Source organism: Micromonospora chersina, from assembly GCF_900091475.1.
Taxonomy (GTDB): domain Bacteria; phylum Actinomycetota; class Actinomycetes; order Mycobacteriales; family Micromonosporaceae; genus Micromonospora; species Micromonospora chersina.
On the sequence record NZ_FMIB01000002.1, the window covers coordinates 6,375,092 to 6,392,715 of the forward strand.

Annotated in this window: 12 protein-coding genes; 7 read left to right on the forward strand and 5 right to left on the reverse strand. The window is 72.5% G+C overall.

What is annotated here, in order from left to right; genetic code table 11:
• Positions 1 to 17 precede the first annotated feature (17 nt).
• Positions 18 to 665, reverse strand: coding sequence for a C39 family peptidase (locus GA0070603_RS29715; protein ID WP_091320849.1), 648 nt, complete (start codon positions 663 to 665; stop codon positions 18 to 20).
• A 1,240-nt stretch (positions 666 to 1,905) separates the two neighbouring features.
• Between GA0070603_RS29715 and GA0070603_RS29725 the strand changes: the two genes are divergently transcribed.
• Positions 1,906 to 2,274 carry an ArsC/Spx/MgsR family protein gene (locus GA0070603_RS29725; RefSeq protein ID WP_091320853.1) on the forward strand — a complete coding sequence of 123 codons (369 nt, stop codon included), beginning with the start codon at positions 1,906 to 1,908 and terminating at the stop codon, positions 2,272 to 2,274.
• Positions 2,275 to 2,287: 13 nt separating this feature from the next.
• Here the strand turns inward: GA0070603_RS29725 and GA0070603_RS29730 are convergent, their stop codons facing one another.
• Positions 2,288 to 2,482 (reverse strand): hypothetical protein, encoded by a 195-nt coding sequence (locus tag GA0070603_RS29730; RefSeq protein ID WP_192579771.1) that lies wholly within the window; start codon positions 2,480 to 2,482, stop codon positions 2,288 to 2,290.
• Here GA0070603_RS29730 and GA0070603_RS29735 point away from each other — a divergent pair.
• Positions 2,481 to 3,143, forward strand: a complete 663-nt coding sequence (locus tag GA0070603_RS29735; RefSeq protein ID WP_091320857.1) for a hypothetical protein — start codon at positions 2,481 to 2,483, stop codon at positions 3,141 to 3,143. The genes GA0070603_RS29730 and GA0070603_RS29735 overlap by 2 nt on opposite strands.
• A gap of 40 nt (positions 3,144 to 3,183) precedes the next feature.
• Positions 3,184 to 3,573, forward strand: coding sequence for a DUF6841 family protein (locus GA0070603_RS29740; protein WP_091320859.1), 390 nt, complete (start codon positions 3,184 to 3,186; stop codon positions 3,571 to 3,573).
• 20 nt (positions 3,574 to 3,593) lie between these two features.
• Here GA0070603_RS29740 and GA0070603_RS29745 read toward each other — a convergent pair whose 3' ends face one another.
• A complete protein-coding gene (locus GA0070603_RS29745; RefSeq protein WP_167544606.1) occupies positions 3,594 to 4,781 on the reverse strand; it encodes a histidine decarboxylase in 1,188 nt (395 codons plus the stop codon).
• Between the two features lie 280 nt (positions 4,782 to 5,061).
• On the opposite strand from GA0070603_RS29745, the gene GA0070603_RS29750 reads away from it, so the two are divergent.
• On the forward strand, positions 5,062 to 6,651 hold the full coding sequence (locus GA0070603_RS29750) for a hypothetical protein (RefSeq protein ID WP_091320863.1): 1,590 nt from the start codon (positions 5,062 to 5,064) through the stop codon (positions 6,649 to 6,651).
• A 56-nt stretch (positions 6,652 to 6,707) separates the two neighbouring features.
• Here the strand turns inward: GA0070603_RS29750 and GA0070603_RS29755 are convergent, their stop codons facing one another.
• Positions 6,708 to 8,168: an APC family permease gene (locus GA0070603_RS29755; protein ID WP_167544607.1), complete on the reverse strand. Its 1,461-nt coding sequence runs from the start codon at positions 8,166 to 8,168 to the stop codon at positions 6,708 to 6,710.
• 340 nt (positions 8,169 to 8,508) lie between these two features.
• On the opposite strand from GA0070603_RS29755, the gene GA0070603_RS29760 reads away from it, so the two are divergent.
• The 3 genes from GA0070603_RS29760 to pulA all read left to right on the forward strand — a co-directional run bounded on the left by GA0070603_RS29760 (position 8,509) and on the right by pulA (position 15,609).
• Positions 8,509 to 9,180, forward strand: a complete 672-nt coding sequence (locus GA0070603_RS29760; protein WP_091320867.1) for a cellulose binding domain-containing protein — start codon at positions 8,509 to 8,511, stop codon at positions 9,178 to 9,180.
• 85 nt (positions 9,181 to 9,265) lie between these two features.
• Positions 9,266 to 9,958: a cellulose binding domain-containing protein gene (locus GA0070603_RS29765; protein ID WP_091320869.1), complete on the forward strand. Its 693-nt coding sequence runs from the start codon at positions 9,266 to 9,268 to the stop codon at positions 9,956 to 9,958.
• Between the two features lie 152 nt (positions 9,959 to 10,110).
• Positions 10,111 to 15,609, forward strand: a complete 5,499-nt coding sequence (gene pulA / locus GA0070603_RS29770; protein WP_091320871.1) for a pullulanase-type alpha-1,6-glucosidase — start codon at positions 10,111 to 10,113, stop codon at positions 15,607 to 15,609.
• A gap of 79 nt (positions 15,610 to 15,688) precedes the next feature.
• Here pulA and GA0070603_RS29775 read toward each other — a convergent pair whose 3' ends face one another.
• Positions 15,689 to 17,536 carry a hypothetical protein gene (locus tag GA0070603_RS29775; RefSeq protein ID WP_244282649.1) on the reverse strand — a complete coding sequence of 616 codons (1,848 nt, stop codon included), beginning with the start codon at positions 17,534 to 17,536 and terminating at the stop codon, positions 15,689 to 15,691.
• Positions 17,537 to 17,624 lie beyond the last annotated feature (88 nt).

Sequence of the window (17,624 nt, forward strand, 5' to 3'; positions counted from 1 at the left end):
TCGTGTTGCTCGGATCGTCAGGAAGCGGAGTAGCCGCGGGTGGCGATCCAGTCGGCGAGGTTGTCCACGCTGATCCGGTAGGAGGCGGTGTTGGGGTTGGCGCTGTCGGCGATGGTCACGGTGTGGCCGTCGTTCTGGTAGCCGACGACGCTGATGTAGTGGCCGCCTTCGAAGGAGTGGGTGTTGCCGTCGGTGTCGGTGGCGGTGCCGGCGATGTTGGCGACCACGGCGCGGCCGTCGTCGACGGTGCGCACGATGTCGGCGCGCAGGGTGTCGGTCTGCTTGTCGTCGGCCTTGCCGTCGCGGATCTCCACCGACCGGTAGTGCTTGCCGGTCTCCTTGTTCAGCACGGGGGTGATGTCGTTGATGCTGTTGGTGCCGTTCTCGGTGGTGCCCATCTCCTTGGCCATGGCGTCCACGTCGATGTTCTTGCCCAGCACGGACAGGGCGTTACGCGTGGCGGCCGGACCGCAGTAGTAGAAGTTGGGCTGGGCCTCGTAGCGGACGTCCAGCTCCCGCTCGCCGTGACCCTTACGGTCAGCGACGACCTTGGTGTTGTCGGCGGGGGCGGCGTGCGCGGCGATCGCGGGGCCGGCGATCCCACCGGCGGTGGCGGCGATACCGGCAGCGGTCAGAACGGTGTTCCGCAGCATGGTGGTGCGCATGATGAGATCAACGCCTTCCGTTCGGGGGTTCAGCAGCACGCACGGGGGGATGCGGTGCCGCTGTGAAACGGGGGGAAAGTCTGTGGGGTGCCCGGCGATCACAGGGGTGACCTGCTCGGGCGGTCCGGGGGTGTAACCATCGGCGGCGGGGAAGTGATTCCCTCACACCTGATCCGATGTCCCGGGGGATGTAACGACCGGCGGCCCGGAGTCATTCCCTGCGGCGGGCCGGTACGGCGGACCGGTGGTGCACGGTCCAGGGATGTAACGACCGGGGCCGGCAGGTCATTCCCACGGCCAGCCCGGCACCGAGGTGCGGGTGGTGCGGTGGGTGTAACGACCGGTGGGGGCCGATCATTTCCGGCCGGCGGGCCTCGCACGGGGCGGGGTCCTGCGCGGTCTGCCATGTACAACGACCCCACCCCCGCCACGATTCCGCCGTGGCGGTGACGCCGACCACCCACCGGAACCGGACGTCGGGGGCGGGTCCGCCGCGGCGACCGGGGTTGACGTCGACCGCCCTGCAATGGCGCCGACCCCCTGCGGAACGGACATCGCGTCCGAATTTGTCACCGCAAACCGGACAGGCACCCCAGGCGACGCAGCCTGACGGCGTGAATCTTGGACAGTTACCGCTTACAGCGAACGGCAACTGTCCAAGATCCGCCCAGGCTGAGCGGGCGGGCAGCGGCGAACCGGGCAGGTCGACAGCCGCCAGGCACCGCCCGACCGGAATCGCCCGACCGGAACCGCCCGACCGTCACCGCCCCACACGCCACCGCCCGACACGCCACCGCCTTACAGCCACCGCCGGACAGCTGCCCCGCCCCCGCCCGCCACGCCCCCGCCCGACGTCACCGCCAGACACGCCGCCGCCGGACAGCCGCCCCCGCCACCGCCAGCCGCGTCGATCAAGAAGTTTGCGTCGCGCTCCAGCCGAATCCCGACGCAAACCTCTTGATCAACGCTAGTGGGGGGCGATCACACCGGCTTGGGACTCAACCGGCGTGGGTCGATCGAATCCGCCGAGCCTCGACTGAGGCGCCATGGGGATGGGCAACGGTCGCTCGGTTGGGCATAACGGGCATCTCGCCGAGGTGGAAACGCCGGCGCTCGGACGGGCGTGGTGGGTGGAACGTTATGGAGGTTTCCGGTGTGCGGAGACCTCCATGGCGTTCCACCCGTGGGTGGGGTGACCGGTCTCGTCGGGTTCCACAGTGGGGGTGCCACCATGTCGGGCATGGAGATCTGGCACAACCCGTCCTGCTCGAAGTGCGCCACGGCCCGGGCCTCCCTGGACGAGGCGCGGGTGCCCTACCGGCTGCGGGCGTACCTGGCGGAGCCGCCGAGCGCGGAGGAGTTGACCGAGGTGCTGCGCCGGCTGGACGCGCGGGCGTGGGACATCTGCCGCACCGGCGAGCCCGCCGCGACCGAGCTGGGCATGGCGGACTGGCCGCGCGACGACGCCACGGAGCCGCGCTGGGTCGCCGCGATGGTCGCGCACCCCGAGCTGATCCAGCGCCCCATCCTGCTGCTCGACGACGGCAGCGCGCTGGTCGGGCGTACCCCCGAGGCCCTGGACGAAGCGGTGCGCCGCACGGACCGGTAGGCCCTCGGTCGGCTCAGGAGGGCCGGTCGCCGGCCTTCGCGTGCCGCTCGCGCAACCGGTCCCGGATCTCCTCCGGGGTGTACGCCCGGCGCCGCCGTTCCGCCCGCGCCACGACCACGCCGGTCGCCGCCACGCCGGCGAGGCCGGCCAGGCCGAGCAGCTTCCACCACCGCATCCGTTGCCGCTTCGGCATAGGGTGATCCTCCATGAGCATCAGCCTGGACGAGGCGGTGGAGCTGACCCGCACCGGAGACCTGTGGGTGTTCCGTGGGCGCAGCGTGCCGGACCGCGCCATCCAGCTCACTACCAACAGCCCAGTCAACCACGTCGGCATGGCAGTGGTGCTCGACGACATGCCGCCGCTGATGTGGCACGCCGAGCTGGGCCGCTCGCTGCCGGACATGTGGACCGGCACCCACCAGCGCGGCGTGCAGTTGCACGACCTGCGGGACGCGGTCTGCGTCTGGGCCAACCGGTACGGCCAGCGGGCCTGGCTCCGCCAGCTCGAACCGCCGGCGGACACCGCGATGGAGGAGGCGGTGCTGCGGACCGTGGCGCGTCTCGACGGCACCCCGTTCCCGTCCACGGCGCAGCTCGCCTGGCGCTGGGCGCGCGGGCGCGTGCCGAACCTGCGCCGGGGCCGACCCTCCATCGCCGACGGTGGCGGTGTGCCGGTCCGGGACCGGGCGCTGGAGACCGCGTACTGCGCGGAGGTGGTGGCCGTGACCTACGAGGCCATGGGGTTGCTGCCCGCCGGCCGGCGGCCCAACTGGTACGACCCGGGCCGGTTCTGGAGCGGCGACGACCTCGACCTCACCGGCGGCGCCCAGCTCGGTGCGGAGATCGAGGTACGCATCCCGCCCCGCTGACCAGGTTTGCCGGAGCCGCCGTCCGGTAATGGAAAGCGGCGTGACGGCTTCCACGGACCTCGACACGCTCACCGACTTCTTCGACCGGTACGGCGTGGCGCTGACCACCGCCGACGTGCCCGCCATCGCCGGCTGCTACGCGCTGCCGGGGCTGGTGGTCGCCGACACGTACAGTTTCTCGTTCACCTCGCCGGCGGCCGTGGCGCTCAGCTTCGTCGGCGCGGCCCCCGACTACCAGGAGCGGGAGCTGGTCGCGGCCAACGCGCAGATCGAGGACGTGCAGGTGGTCTCCGCGCTGCTCACCGAGGTGGCGGTGCGCTGGGAGTTCCTGGACAGCCAGGGCCGGGCGGTGCCCGGCGAGCGTTACCGCTACCTGCTGCGGGCCACCGAGGACGGCCCGGCCATCTGCACCGTCATCCGCACCGCCTGACCGGCCCGGCTGCCGGCGGCTCAGCGGACCAGGGCCTGCCGTTCCCGCTGCCGGGGCAGCGCGTCGACCAGCGCCCCGGTCGCCACGTCGGCCACGAAGGCGTCGATGGTCTCCCGGGTGACGCCGGGCATGCAGATCAGGTGGCTGCGGCCGGCGCTGCTGGCCAGCACCCACTTCGCGGTCACGGCCGGGGACGGGGTGGGGAAGACCACGGTGAAGGCGTGCTCGTGCCGCCACGCCGGCCAGCCCACCTCGTTGAGCCGCTCCACCGCGTACGCGGCCAGCTCGCGGGCCCGCTCGGCGCGCTCCCGCAGGCCGTCGTGGCCGAGGCTGCGGATCGCGTACCAGAGCAGCAGCGCCGGGTGGCCGCTGCGGGAGCCGCTGATCGTGGTGTCCACCGTGCCGGTGTAGTTGGGGGACTGGGCGAGCTGCTGCTGGAGGGTGCGGCGGGTCAGCACCACCCCGCACGGCACCGGCGTGCCGAGGAACTTGTAGCCGGAGATGGAGATGCTGTCCACGGTGGCGTCGAGCCGTAGCGTGGTCCGCCCGTCGGCCAGCGCCAGCGGGACCCCGGCCAGAGCGCCGTCGACGTGCAGGTGGTGGCGGACCGGCGTGCGGGCGAGCAGGCGCCGGATCCGCGGCACGTCGTCGGCGGCCTCGGTCATCGTGGTGCCGCAGGTGGCCACCACGATGGCCGGCCGGTCCCGGTGCCGGTCGACCATCCGGGCCAGGTCGTCGTAGTCCATCTCGCCGCGCTCGTCGGTGCGGACCACCACCGAGTCCAGGCCGAGGATGTCGACGCACTTGGGCAGCGAGTAGTGGGCGTCGGCGGAGTGGTAGAGCAGCGCCCTGGGGAACCGGGCCCGGGCCAGGTAGAGCGCGTAGAGGTTGCCCTCGGTGCCGCCCGAGGTGAGGTAGCCCCAGCGGTCGTCGACAGGCGCCTGGAACAGGTCGGCGAACCAGTCCAGCACCTCCCGCTCGTAGCGCTTCGTGTGGTTGGCGCCGGCCGGATCGGTCCACGGGTCACCGATGTTGTTCAGCAACGAGCCGAACAACGGCGCCAGCGGGCTGTAGTCGATGTCGGTGGCGACGGGGAAACCCACGTGCGTCTCCCGGCCGGCCACCGCGGCCGAACGGACCGCCGCGAGTTCGGCGAGGAGTTCCTCGGGACGGGTGACGGAACCGTCACGGCCTGGGTCGGCTGACAACACGGCGCTCCCTCGTCGTCACGGTGCACAGCGCACAGAGTGGACCATGAGTCACGGAGAGCGGGCAAGCGTTACGAAATTGGCCACCAATTGTCCATAATCGACGTACTGATCGGGCGATATCCGCTGGTCATCCGGCCTGTGGCACCGCCGCCCGGCGACACCGACTGAGCGCGCAGTCAGCTTTGAGCACCCCAGAGAGTGCTCGCGGACAGTTGATAACGCGTGCACTCAGTGAAATCATCGGCCGGGCGAATTCCCGCTAGCCAGGAGCTGCCACGTGTCGCATGAACACCGGTCGCCGCTGCCGCGTCCGTCCTATGAGGACCCGCGCGACGGCGCCCCCGACCGGCCGGCGTACCCGCCGGCGCCGCCGGTCCGGCCGCCCGCCCGGTGGGGGAGCCACCGGCTCTCCGGTGGCGTGCCGGCCCCGGGCGGGCCCGGCCACGGCGTCCCGGCGAGCCCGGCCCCCGGCGCTCCCGCCGCACCGGCGCACGGCCACGGCGTCCCGGGCGGCGCCGGTGGCTTCGGTGCTCCGCCCGCTCCCGGCTACCCCGACCCGGTCGGCGGCGGGTTCGGCCCGACGCACGGCACCCCGGCGGCGCCCGGCGGCTTCGGTGCCGCGGCGGCACCTGGTGGCTTCGGTGCCGCGGCGGCACCGGGTGGCTTCGGCGCCCTGGCGGCACCGGGTGGCCCGGCGGCGCCCGCTGGTTTCGGCGGCCCGGCCTCCGCACCCCCGTTCGCCCCGCCGGAGCCCCCGGGCCCCGGCACCGCCTCCCGCTGGTCCGGGCTGGGCACCGCGACGCCGGGCTACGGGGCCCCTGCGGCGCCGGCCTACGAGGCACCCGCGACGCCGGGCTACGGGGCCCCTGCGGCGCCCGGCTACGGGGCCCCTGCGGCGCAGGGCTACGAGGCCCCCGCGGCGCCGGCCTACGGGGCCCCTCCGGCGCCGGGCTACGGCGCCCCCACCTCGGCACGCCCGGGAACGCCGGGCAGCTACGGCGCACCTGACACCCCCGGCTACGGCGCCCCGGACAGCCCCGGCTACGGCGTGTCGGGTACCCCCGGCTACGGCGCACGGGACACCCCCGGCTACGGCGCCGCCGGGCCGGCTCCGGCGAGCTGGTCGGGGGCCGACGCGTCCGAGGCGAGCGCCGACGGGTACTCGAACCAGGCCGTCTACCACCAGATCCGGCAGGCCGTGGTGCACCGGGTGCAGTACGCGAACGCGCTGCACGCCTCGCACTACTGGGACCTGCGCCGGACCAAGCCGGTCGGGCCGCACGCCCTGGTGTTCCTCTACGCCTGCCTGGACCCCCGGTTCGCCGACCCGCGCCGGCCCTACTACGAGATCAAGGCGGCCTCCCGCCTGTTCCGCGACGGCAGCGAGGTGCAGGACCTGCCGGCGCTGCTCGCCGAGCTGTGCGAGATCGCCGAGGGCTACCTGGCGGACGGCGGGATCTTCGACCCGGTGGCCCAGATGACCCAGGCCGGCGAGCCGATGCCGGCCGAAGCGCGCTACGTCGGGGTCTCCGTGTCGACCCTGCTCGGCACCGGCGACGAGACCGGCGACGCGCCGCCCGGCGCCGGCGGGATGGGCATCCCCGGTCGCAACCTGGTGGTCATGTCCGACGACAACCTGCTGGTGGTCGAGCGCCCGGCACGGGCGCACGAGCAGGTCGTGGTGCACTCCACCTGCCCGCACTACAGCGGCGGGGGCGTGGAGTACCGCAGCTGGCTCCCGCTCAGCCCGGAGCACCAGGTCCACCCGGCCTGGCGCTGGTTGCAGCACCTCAACCAGCTGGTGATGACCGGGCAGGAGCGCAAGGCCGCGATGGCGGGCACGGTCGCCGGCCGGCGCCGGCGCTGAACAGGCCGACGCCCGCCCCCGGCTGTTCGGGGGCGGGCGTCGCGGGTCCGGGCCGCCTACAGGGAGCGGCCGACCAGGTCCTGCTCGATGACCGCGAGCGGGCGCGGCTGGCCCTGCCCGACGTTCTCCAGCACCTCGGGGCGGGTGGCCCGGATGACCGCCGCCCAGACCAGCCCCACCGCCGCGGCGGCCGCCACCGCGCCGGGGACCAGCCACTTCGTGGTGGACTCCGGTGGCGCGCCGAGCACGGCGGAGAGGTTGACAAGCGTGGTGAGCAGGGCCGCGCCGACCAGCGCCGCACCGATGGCCGGCGCGACCGCGCGCTGCCACGTGCTCTCGTCGCCACCGCCGCCCCGGCGGAAGAAGGCGATCGCGGCGATCGAGGTGACCGCCATCATGAGCAGCACCGCGATGGCGGCGACGCCGGAGAGCCAGCTGAACATGATGGCGACCGGGTCGGCGCCGGTGAGCGCGAAGACCAGGATGACCGGCAGGGCGATCGCGGACTGGAGCACCGAGCCGGCCACGGGCGCGCCACCCCGGCCGACCCGCTCGAACACCGCCGGCAGCACCCGCTCCCGGCCGAGGCTGAAGGCGTACCGGGCGATCGAGTTGTGGAAGCTGATCATCGCGGCGAAGACGCTTGTCACCACCAGGATGGTGGCGACGCTGCCGAGCACGGGACTGGCGTTCGCCTCCAGGATCGAGAACGGCAGCCCGGCGTTCGGGTCGCGGGACCTGTCGACGACCTGGTCCGGGCCCACGGCCACGGCCATGGCCCAGGCGGCGAGCGCGTAGAGGACGCCCAGCAGGATCAGCGCGGAGTAGGCCGCCCGGGACACGGCCTGCGGCGACCGGGACTCCTCGGAGTAGACGGCGGCCGACTCGTAGCCCACGAACGAGGCCGCGCAGAAGGCGACCACGCCGCCGATGCCGGGGACCAGCAGGTTGCCGGGGTCCAGGGGCGCGAAGCTCACCGCACCGCCGGCCGGGTGGGTGAACGAGGTGAGCACGAAGAGCAGGATGACCGTGACCTCGACGGCCAGCACCGCGCCGAGCAGGCCGACGCTGATCCGCGCCTTCAGCACGCCGACCAGGGCGACCCCGGCCCAGGCGAGCAGCGCCCAGGCCCACCAGGCCCCGCCGAGGCTGCCGGCGACGACGGCGCCGAGCAGCCCGTACAGGCAGATCTGGATGGCGTTGTAGCCGAGCAGCACGACCGGCGCGGCCACCACGCCCCAGAACCGCCCGAAGCCGGCCGCCAGTGCCGCGTAGAAGACGCCGGCGCTGGAGACGTAGCGGGCCATGGCCAGGTAGCCGACGGAGAAGAAGAACAGGGCGGCGGCGATCACGAGGAAGCCGAGCGGGGTGCCGGTGACGCCGGTCGAGGCGTACGTGGCGACGATCGCGCCGGCGAGCACGGCCATCGGGGAGGAGGCGGTGGCGCTGAACACCAACAGGGCGCCGGTGCCGAGGGACTTGCGGATGAGCCCGGTTGGCGCGCTGGCAATCTGCATGGAGCTGCTCCGAGTGGGGGAGGGAGGGGTTGTCGGGGCGGGTATCCGTCGGGGCGGCTCTCCATGATGGACAGTGCGGGCGGATGTGCGCGTCCTTGCCCGGATCTGAGCCATTTAGGAGCTCCGATAGCTGAGCCCGGACAGCGTAGCCGACGACGCGGTGCGACGTGTCGGGTGCACGTCGTGTCCGTGGGTCGGCCGGCGGGGCCCGATCCGCCGCGCATGATCGTCCGTTCCGCGTGTCGCGGATGCCCGGACGGTCGGATCCGCCCCCGTGCGCTGCGGGACGCGACGCACCATGACTACGCTGGCGCGTCGGGTACCACGAGGGGGGCATGTGATGAGCGGCGAGCCAGCCGAGCCGGCCGAGGCGCCGGCGGCGCCTCGGGTGCTCGCATCGGTGCCGTGGATCGTGGTGCTGCTCGGCGTCGGCCTGATCGCCGGCCTGCTGGTGATCGCCCTGCTGTCCCTGCGCGGGGAAGAACGCCAGCCGGTGCCGGCGCCCGCCCCGCCGATGTACCTGCCGACCCTCGGCGTGGACGTCCCCACCACCGCGCCCCCGACGGGCGGCGCCACCGGCACGCCCACCGGGTCGGCGACACCGTCGCCCAGCGCGACCGCCTCGCCCTCGGCCGACGCGTCCCGGTCGGCGACGCCGAGGCCCAGCACCTCGACGCGGGCGGTCGCCCGGGGTGCGGTGACCGCGCGGTACGAGGCCACCGCGAGTGACCGCGACGGGTTCGAGGCCCGGCTGACCGTGGTCAACGGCTCGGGCGGCGGTCAGAGCTGGGAGGTGCACCTGCTCTTCACCGGCAACGTGAAGTCCATCGAGGCGTCGTCCACCTCCGGGGTGTCGGTCAGCACCCAGGGCAGCGGGGTGTTCGTGCTGCGCGGCACCGGGCCGCTGCCGGCCGGGCAGACGGCCACGGTGCGGATGCGGTTCGACCGCACGGGCGCCGGTGACGAGCCGGGCCAGTGCACTGTCAACGGCGCGGACTGTGTGATCGGCTGAGGCGGCAACCGGCCGCGGGTCCACCGAGCGGGCGACGCTCGCGATCGTTACCCTCGCCCGAAGGGGGGACCGACAGGGGAGGGGCATGTCCGGCACACGACGCGTACGCCCGTCACCCGGCGCCGCCATCGCCTCCTCGCCCTGGATCATCGTCTCCATCGGCGTGATCGTCATGGTGGTCCTGCTGGTCGTGGCGCTCGGTTCGGTGCGCGGGCGGCGGACGTTCGCCGAGGCCCCGCCGCCGGCCCCGACGATGTCGCTGCCCGAGTTGCCGGCCACCACCCCCGCCGCCTCCACCACCCCCGGCCAGGTCGCCCGGCCGCCCACGTCCGCCGCCGGGCCGGTGGTCCCCGGGCTCTCCCCCCGGTCGACCGTGCTGTCCGCCCGGCCCACGCCGAGCCCGTCGGCCGGCACCGGCACGGCCCGCCCCGGCGGCCCGCCCGCGCCCGCGCCGCCCGCCCCGCCGGTGACCGGCCGGTACGGGGTGGTGAGCAGCTTCGACGGCGGCTTCATAGGTGAGGTGCGGCTGGTCAACACCGCCGGCACGGCGCGCGGCTGGACGGTGCGGCTGACCTTCCCGCGCGGCCGTTTCGTGACCGCCTGGGTGAGCGGCGCCGAGCAGGGCAGCGGCGACTTCACCGACGGCGTCTTCACCTACCGCAGCGGAGTGGCCCTGGCGCCCGGGGCGTCGGTGGCGCTCCAGTTCCACTTCGAGCAGACGGGTACGACCCAGCCCACGAGCTGCGCGGTCGACGGCGCCGCCTGCTCCGGGCTCTGATCCCCGACCTCCCGGCGGCACCCTCGGTGACGGCACGCGCTGCCGTGTTTCGCAAGACGACTGCTTTGTTGCGACTTCGTTTGCAAGGTATTGCAGAATGTTTCGGCGGGAGCTAGCGTGCGGGCGAATCAGCGACCAGAGAAAGGCCGTCGATGAAACCCCCGCCGATATCCCGCAAGGCCCTGGCCGCCCTGGCCACCTCCCTCGTGCTCACCCTCGTCGGCGTGCCGGTGGCCCTCCACCAGGTGGGCGCCGACGGCAGCGACCGCCCCGCCACCCCCGACGTGCTGGCCGCCGCGGGCGCGCCGCAGTGGAGCCGGGAGCCGTCCGCCGAGACGCTGCTCAAGGCCGGCAGCAACAGCGCGAAGGCCGAGCAGTTCTACTTCGTCCTGCCGGACCGCTTCGCCAACGGCGACAAGCGCAACGACACCGGCGGGCTGGCCGGCGACCGGCTCAGCACCGGCCTCGACCCCGCGGACAAGGGCTTCTACCACGGCGGTGACCTCAAGGGGGTCATCGACAAGATGGACTACATCGAGGGCCTGGGCACCACGGCCATCTGGCTCGCCCCGATCTTCAAGAACCGGCCCGTGCAGGGCACCGGCGCGGACGTCTCCGCCGGCTACCACGGCTACTGGATCACCGACTTCACCCAGGTCGACCCGCACTTCGGCACCAACGCCGAGCTGAAGAAGCTGGTCGGCCTCGCACACCAGCGGGGCATCAAGGTTTACCTGGACATCATCGTCAACCACACCGCGGACGTCATCCGCTACGCCGAGGACAGGTACGGCTACGTCGACAAGAAGACGTCGCCGTACACCGACGCGCAGGGGCGGGCCTTCGAGGACCGCAACTACGCCGACGGCACCCGGGCGTTCCCCCAGGTGAACAAGGAGTCGTTCCCGTACACCCCGACCTTCGCCACCGCGGCCGACGCGAAGGTCAAGGTGCCCGCGTGGCTGAACGACCCGACCATGTACCACAACCGGGGCGACTCCACCTTCGCCGGTGAGAACAGCGAGTACGGCGACTTCTTCGGCCTCGACGACCTGTGGACCGAGCGTCCCGAGGTGGTCCGCGGCATGACCGACATCTACGCGCAGTGGATCGGCAAGGCCGGCGTCGACGGCTTCCGCCTCGACACGGTCAAGCACGCCAACCTGGACTTCTGGCCGCAGTTCACCCGCGGCATCGACGCCGCCGCGGCCAAGGCCGGCAAGCCGGACTTCTTCATGTTCGGCGAGGTCTACAGCGCCGACCAGGAGATCGAGTCGACCTACGTGCGGCAGGGCGGCCTGCCGGCCACCCTCGACTTCTCCTTCCAGGAGGCCGCGCGGAGCTACACCGCCGCCGACGGCTCGGCCAAGGCGCTCGCGGACCTGTACGCCAAGGACGACCTCTACGCCGCGCGGGACACCGACGCCAACCGGCTGACCACCTTCCTCGGCAACCACGACATGGGCCGGATCGGCTCCTTCATCGCGGCCGCCGGCGGGGACGACGCCAGCCAGCTCCGCCGCGACCAGCTCGCCCACCAGCTCATGTTCCTCACCCGTGGCCAGCCGGTCGTCTACTCCGGTGACGAGCAGGGTTTCACCGGGCCCGGCGGGGACAAGGACGCCCGGCAGGACATGTTCGCCAGCAGGACGGCGGACTACCTCGACGACGACCTCATCGGCACCACCCGCACCCACGCCAGCGACCAGTACGACACCACCCACCCGCTCTACCGGACCATCGCCGAGCTGGGCGAGCTGCGGCAGGCCCACCCCGCGCTGCGGGACGGCATCCAGGTCACCCGGTACGCGGCCGACGGTCCCGGGGTGTTCGCCTTCTCCCGCGTCCTGCCGAAGGACCGCACCGAGTACGTCGTCGCGGTGAACAACGCCGCGACCGCGCAGACTGTCACCGTGGACACGTGGTCGGCGGGCGCCACCTTCACCGGTGTGTACGGCGGCGCGGCCACCGCGAGCGCCGGCGCCGACGGCAAGCTGGGCGTGACCGTGCCGGCCATGTCGGCCGTCGTGCTCAAGGCCGACCAGGCGATCCCGCAGGCCGGCGCGGCACCGACGATCACTCTCACCGAGCCGGGCGACGCCCCGGTCGCCACCAAGGCCGCCGTCACCGCCCAGGTCACCGGCGACCCCCTCGCGACCGTCACCTTCGCCGCCCGGGTCCCCGGCGGCAAGTGGACGCTGCTGGGCAGCGCACACCGGGCGCCGTACACCGTCCACCACGACCTGACCGGCCTGGCCGGCGGGACGACTGTCGAGTACAAGGCGGTGGTCCGCGACGGCAAGGGCCGCGTGGCCGCCGCCCGCACCACAGGCGTGGTCGGCACCCCGGCGCAGAGCGCGTCGCGGGACTGGGCGGTCGTGCACTACCAGCGACCCGCCGGCGGGTACGACGACTGGGGCCTCTACACCTGGGGCGACATCGACCCGGCCTACCAGACGGAGTGGCCCAAGGGGCAGCCGTTCGCGGGTGAGGACTCCTACGGCCGGTTCGCCTGGGTCAAGCTGAAGCCGGGCGCCAAGTCGGTCGGGTTCCTCGTGGTCGACAAGGACGGGAACAAGGACGCCGCGAACGACCGCACCATCGATGTGACGCAGACCGGCGAGGTCTGGGTCAAGCAGGGCGACGGCACCCTCTACCCGACCCGGCAGGCCGCCACCGGCGAGCCCGACCCGCCGGTCGACCAGAGCACCGCGGTCATCCACTGGCGCAAGGCGGACGGGAACTACGACGGCTGGGGCCTGCACCTCTGGGACGGCGCCGCCAACCCGACCGACTGGGGCAACCCGCTGAAGCCGGAGAAGATCGACGCGTACGGCGCGGTGTTCCGGGTGCCCCTGGTCGCCGGCGCCACCGGGCTGAACTACATCGTGCACAAGGGCGACGAGAAGGACCAGCCCGACGACCAGCGGCTGGACTTCGCCACCGCCGGGCACGAGATCTGGCTGCTGGCCGGGGTCAAGGGCCGCCTGCTGCCGCCGACCTCGTCCGGCGTCGCGAAGGACCTCGACATCACCAAGCAGAACGCGCAGTGGATCGACCGGTCCACCGTGGCCTGGCAGACCGGGCCGACCGACGGCAAGAGGTACGCCCTCGTGGCCGCCCCCGCCGGCGGGATCGGCATCGCCGACGGAGAGCTGACCGGGACGTACACCACGCTCCCGCTGCGGGCGGGGCGCAACGGGCTGACCGAGGCCCAGCGCCAGGCGTACCCCCAGCTCTGGGCCTACCGGGCGTTCACGCTGGACCGCGCCGACCTGGCCAAGGTGCCCGCGGCGCTGCGCGGCCAGCTCGTGGTGACCGAGCGGGACGCCGAGGGCCACCTGCTCGGCGCCACCGGGGTGCAGATCCCCGGCGTCCTCGACGACGTCTACCGGGCCGCGACCGCGGCGAAGCTCGGCCCGACGTTCGCCGGCAAGGTGCCCACCCTGGCCGTCTGGGCGCCCACCGCCCGGAAGGTCTCGCTCCAGCTCTTCGACTCGCCGTCGGCCGAGCCGACGACCGTGTCGATGAGCCGCAACGACACCACCGGCGTCTGGTCGGTGCGCGGCACGAAGGGCTGGACCGGCAAGTACTACCGCTACCAGGTCGAGGCGTGGCAGCCGGCCGCGCAGAAGGTGGTCACCGCCGCGGTGACCGACCCGTACTCGCTGGCGCTCGCGCCGGACTCGACGCACAGCCAGATCGTCGACCTGGCCGACCCGGCGCTGGCCCCGGCCGGCTGGGCGAACCTGCGCAAGCCGAAGGCCGTGCCGTCGGCGAAGGCGCAGATCCAGGAGGTGTCGGTGCGCGACTTCTCCATCGCCGACACCACCGTGCCGGCCGACCGGCGGGGCACCTACCTCGCCTTCACCGACCCGAACACGGCCGGGATGACGCACCTGAAGGCGCTCGGCGACGCCGGGGTCAACTACCTGCACCTGCTGCCCGCGTTCGACTTCGCCACCATCCCCGAGAAGCGGGCCGACCAGGCGCAGCCGGCCTGCGACCTGGCCGCGCTGCCCCCGGACTCCGACGAGCAGCAGAAGTGCGTCGCCGCGGTGGCCGGCAAGGACGGCTACAACTGGGGGTACGACCCGCTGCACTACACGGTGCCGGAGGGCGGCTACGCCGTCGACCCGGCCGGGGCGAAGCGCACCACCGAGTTCCGGCAGATGGTCGCCGGGATCAACCAGGCCGGCCTGCGCGTGGTGATGGACGTCGTCTACAACCACACCTCAGCAGCCGGCACCGACCCGAAGTCGGTTCTCGACCAGGTGGTGCCCGGCTACTACCAGCGGCTGCTGCCCGACGGCACCGTGGCCAACTCGACCTGCTGCGCCAACACCGCCCCGGAGCACGCCATGATGGGCAAGCTCGTGGTGGACTCGCTGGTCACCTGGGCGAAGGCGTACAAGGTGGACGGGTTCCGCTTCGACCTCATGGGTCACCACCCGAAGGCGAACATCCTGGCCGTCCGCGCCGCGCTGGACGAGCTGACCGTGGCCCGCGACGGCGTGGACGGGAAGAAGATCCTGCTCTACGGCGAGGGCTGGAACTTCGGCGAGGTCGCCAACGACGCCCGGTTCGTGCAGGCCACCCAGGCCAACATGGCCGGCACCGGCATCGGCACCTTTAACGACCGGCTCCGCGACGCGGTCCGGGGTGGCGGGCCCTTCGACGGCAACCCGCGCATCCAGGGCTTCGCGTCGGGCCTCTACACCGACCCGAACGGCGACGACGTCAACGGCTCGGCCGCCGAGCAGAAGGCCCGGCTGCTGCACCAGCAGGACCTCATCAAGGTGGGGCTCACCGGCAACCTGCGCGGCTACCGGTTCACCGACTCGTCCGGCCGGCCGGTCACCGGCGCGCAGGTGGACTACAACGGCTCGCCGGCCGGCTACACCGCGGCGCCCGGCGAGGCGGTCACCTACGTGGACGCGCACGACAACGAGATCCTGTACGACGCGCTGGCGTACAAGCTGCCGCAGGGCACCTCGGCGCAGGACCGGGCGCGGATGCAGGTGCTCGCGCTCAGCACCGTGGTGATGGGGCAGGGGACCGGGTTCGTGACGGCCGGCTCGGAGCGCCTGCGCTCGAAGTCGCTGGACCGCAACTCGTTCAACTCCGGTGACTGGTTCAACCAGATCCGCTGGGACTGCGCCCAGGGCAACGGCTTCGGCGCCGGCCTCCCCCCGGAGCAGGACAACAAGGACAAGTGGCCGTACGCCAAGCCGCTGCTGGCCGACCCGAAGCTGGTGCCGGACTGCGCGGCGATCGACCTGGCCGACGCCCGGTACGCGGAGCTGCTCACCATCCGGCGCTCCTCGCCGGTCTTCGGGCTGACCACCGCCGACCAGGTGCAGAAGCGGGTTGCCTTCCCGCTCTCCGGCGACCGGGAAACCCCGGGCGTGATCACCATGACCCTGGACGCCCGCGGGCTCGACGGGAAGTGGAAGTCGGTGACCGTGGTCTTCAACGGCACCCCGGAGACCGCGAAGCAGACCGTCACCGGCCTGCGCGGGGCGAACGTGGCGCTGCACCCGGTGCTGCGGAACTCCGCCGACCCGGTGCTCCGGACGGCGTCCTTCGACCGGGCCGGCGGCACGTTCACCGTGCCGGCCCGCAGCGTGGCGGTCTTCGTCCAGAGCTGACACCGAACGCGGTCCGGCCCCCTGCCACGAAGTGGCAGGGGGCCGGACCCTTTGCGTCGAGCCGTACGTCGACCGTTGCTCAGTTGAAGCAGTCTTCGACGGTGTTGGCGCAGTTGGTGGGGTCGTTGTTGGTGATGGTGGACTTGTCGTCGAGCTTGACCTTGCCCTCGTTGTTGAGGACGCCGCCGGCGACGCGGTGGAGCTTGGCGGTGTCGGTGGCGGTGTTCTTGGTGACGTGGGTGTTGGTCAGGGTGACCTTGCCCTTGTTGTTGAAGATGCCGCCGCCGTTGAGGGCGGTGTTCTTCTTGATCTCGGTGTCGCGCAGGGTGAGGGTGGCGTTGTCGTCCTTGTCCCTGCCGTTGTGCTCGGTGAAGCCGTCCTCGACCTTGACGAGCCATTCGCCGTTGAAGATGCCGCCGCCGAAGCGGTTGGCGGTGTTCTCGACGATGGTGCTGTCGGAGATGGTGGCGCTGGCGTCTTCCTTGTCGTTGGGGTAGCCCCAGTGCTTGCCGCCGGTGTTGACGATGCCGCCGCCGTTGCCGTCGGCGTGGTTGCGGGCGACGAGGACGTGGTCGAGCTTCAGTTCGGTGTTCTCGGCGTAGATGCCGCCGCCGTTCTCGCAGGCGTTGTTGCCGGTGATGGCGGTGAAGGTGATGGTGACGAAGCCGCCGGAGCTGAACAGGCCGCCGCCGTTCTTGCCGGCGTTGTTGTCCGACAGGGTGCTGCGCACGCCGTCCTTGCCGTGGTCCGAGCCGGTGATCTCGACGGTGCCGGCTTCCTTGTCGTGCTTGTTCTTGTCGTAGTTGTTCTTGTCGTAGCTGTTCTGCTCGCTGTTCTGGCCGTACTCGTCGTGCTTGGTGTTGTCGCCGTTGCCGTTGGCGATGCCGCCGCCGTTGCCGCCGGCGGTGTTGTTGTCGACGTGGGAGTCCTTGACCTTGAGGACGCCGCGGTTGAAGATGCCGCCGCCGTCCTCGCGGGCGTGGTTGTCGGTGACCTTGCTGTCTTCGAGGTGGACGCGGCCGAAGTTGGCGATGGCGCCGCCGTTCTTCTCGGCGTTGTTGTCGGTCAGCTTCACCTTGAACAGGTTCGCGCTGCCGCCACGCTCGACCAGGATGGCGCCACCGTCGCCCTCGCCCTCCTTCTTGTCCTTGTCCTTGTCCTTGTCCCACGACCCCGGACCCTGCGGGCCCGAGTCCTGGCCGACCGGCGCGGCCTGCGCGACCGGCGCGGCCTGCACCGCCGGGGCGGCCTGGACCGCGGTGGCGGTCTGGGCACCCGCGCCGGCCGGCGCCGCCGGCGCGGTCTGGGCGGCGGGAGCGGCGCCCGGTGCGCCGTTGCTCGGGGCGCCGTTGCTCGGTGCGCCCATGACCGGGCCGCCACCGGGGCCCCCGGGGCCGCCAGGGCCGCCGGGTCCGCCGCCGCCGTACTTGAACTCGGTGGCGTTGCCGCCCTTGACGGTCAGGTCCTTCAGGGTCAGCTCACCGCCGTCGGCGACGCGGAAGATCCGGAACGTGTCCTCGGAGTCCCGCTTGATCGTCGAGCCGTTGCCCTTGATCGTGATGTCCTGCTTGATCTCCGGCAGGGCCGAACCGTGCTTGCGGTCCTTCACGTTCAGCTCGTACGTGCAGTTCTCGGCCAGCTTCAGCGTGCCGCCGTGATCCCGGTTCGCCAGATCGACCGCCTCGACCAGCTCCTCGTCGTCACACGGCACCTCCCGGACCGTCCCGTGATCGGCGCCGTTCGGGTCCCACTCACCCCGGTCCCGGCCCTCGTCACCCTTGTCCTTGCCCTTGTCCTTGCCGTCCCGGCCGTGCTCGTCGTCCCGAGCCTCCGAGCCCTCGGCGTCGTCACTGGTGAGCTGGGCGGTCGACCACTTCACGTCGGCGAGCCGGTGAGGGCCCGTGACCCCGGTGGTCGCGTAGGCCACGCCCGCGAGGCTGACCGCTCCCGTCAGGCCCACGACCCCGGTGGCGAGCCACAGCCGGCGACGCCGGAGGGGGGAAACCTTCTCACGG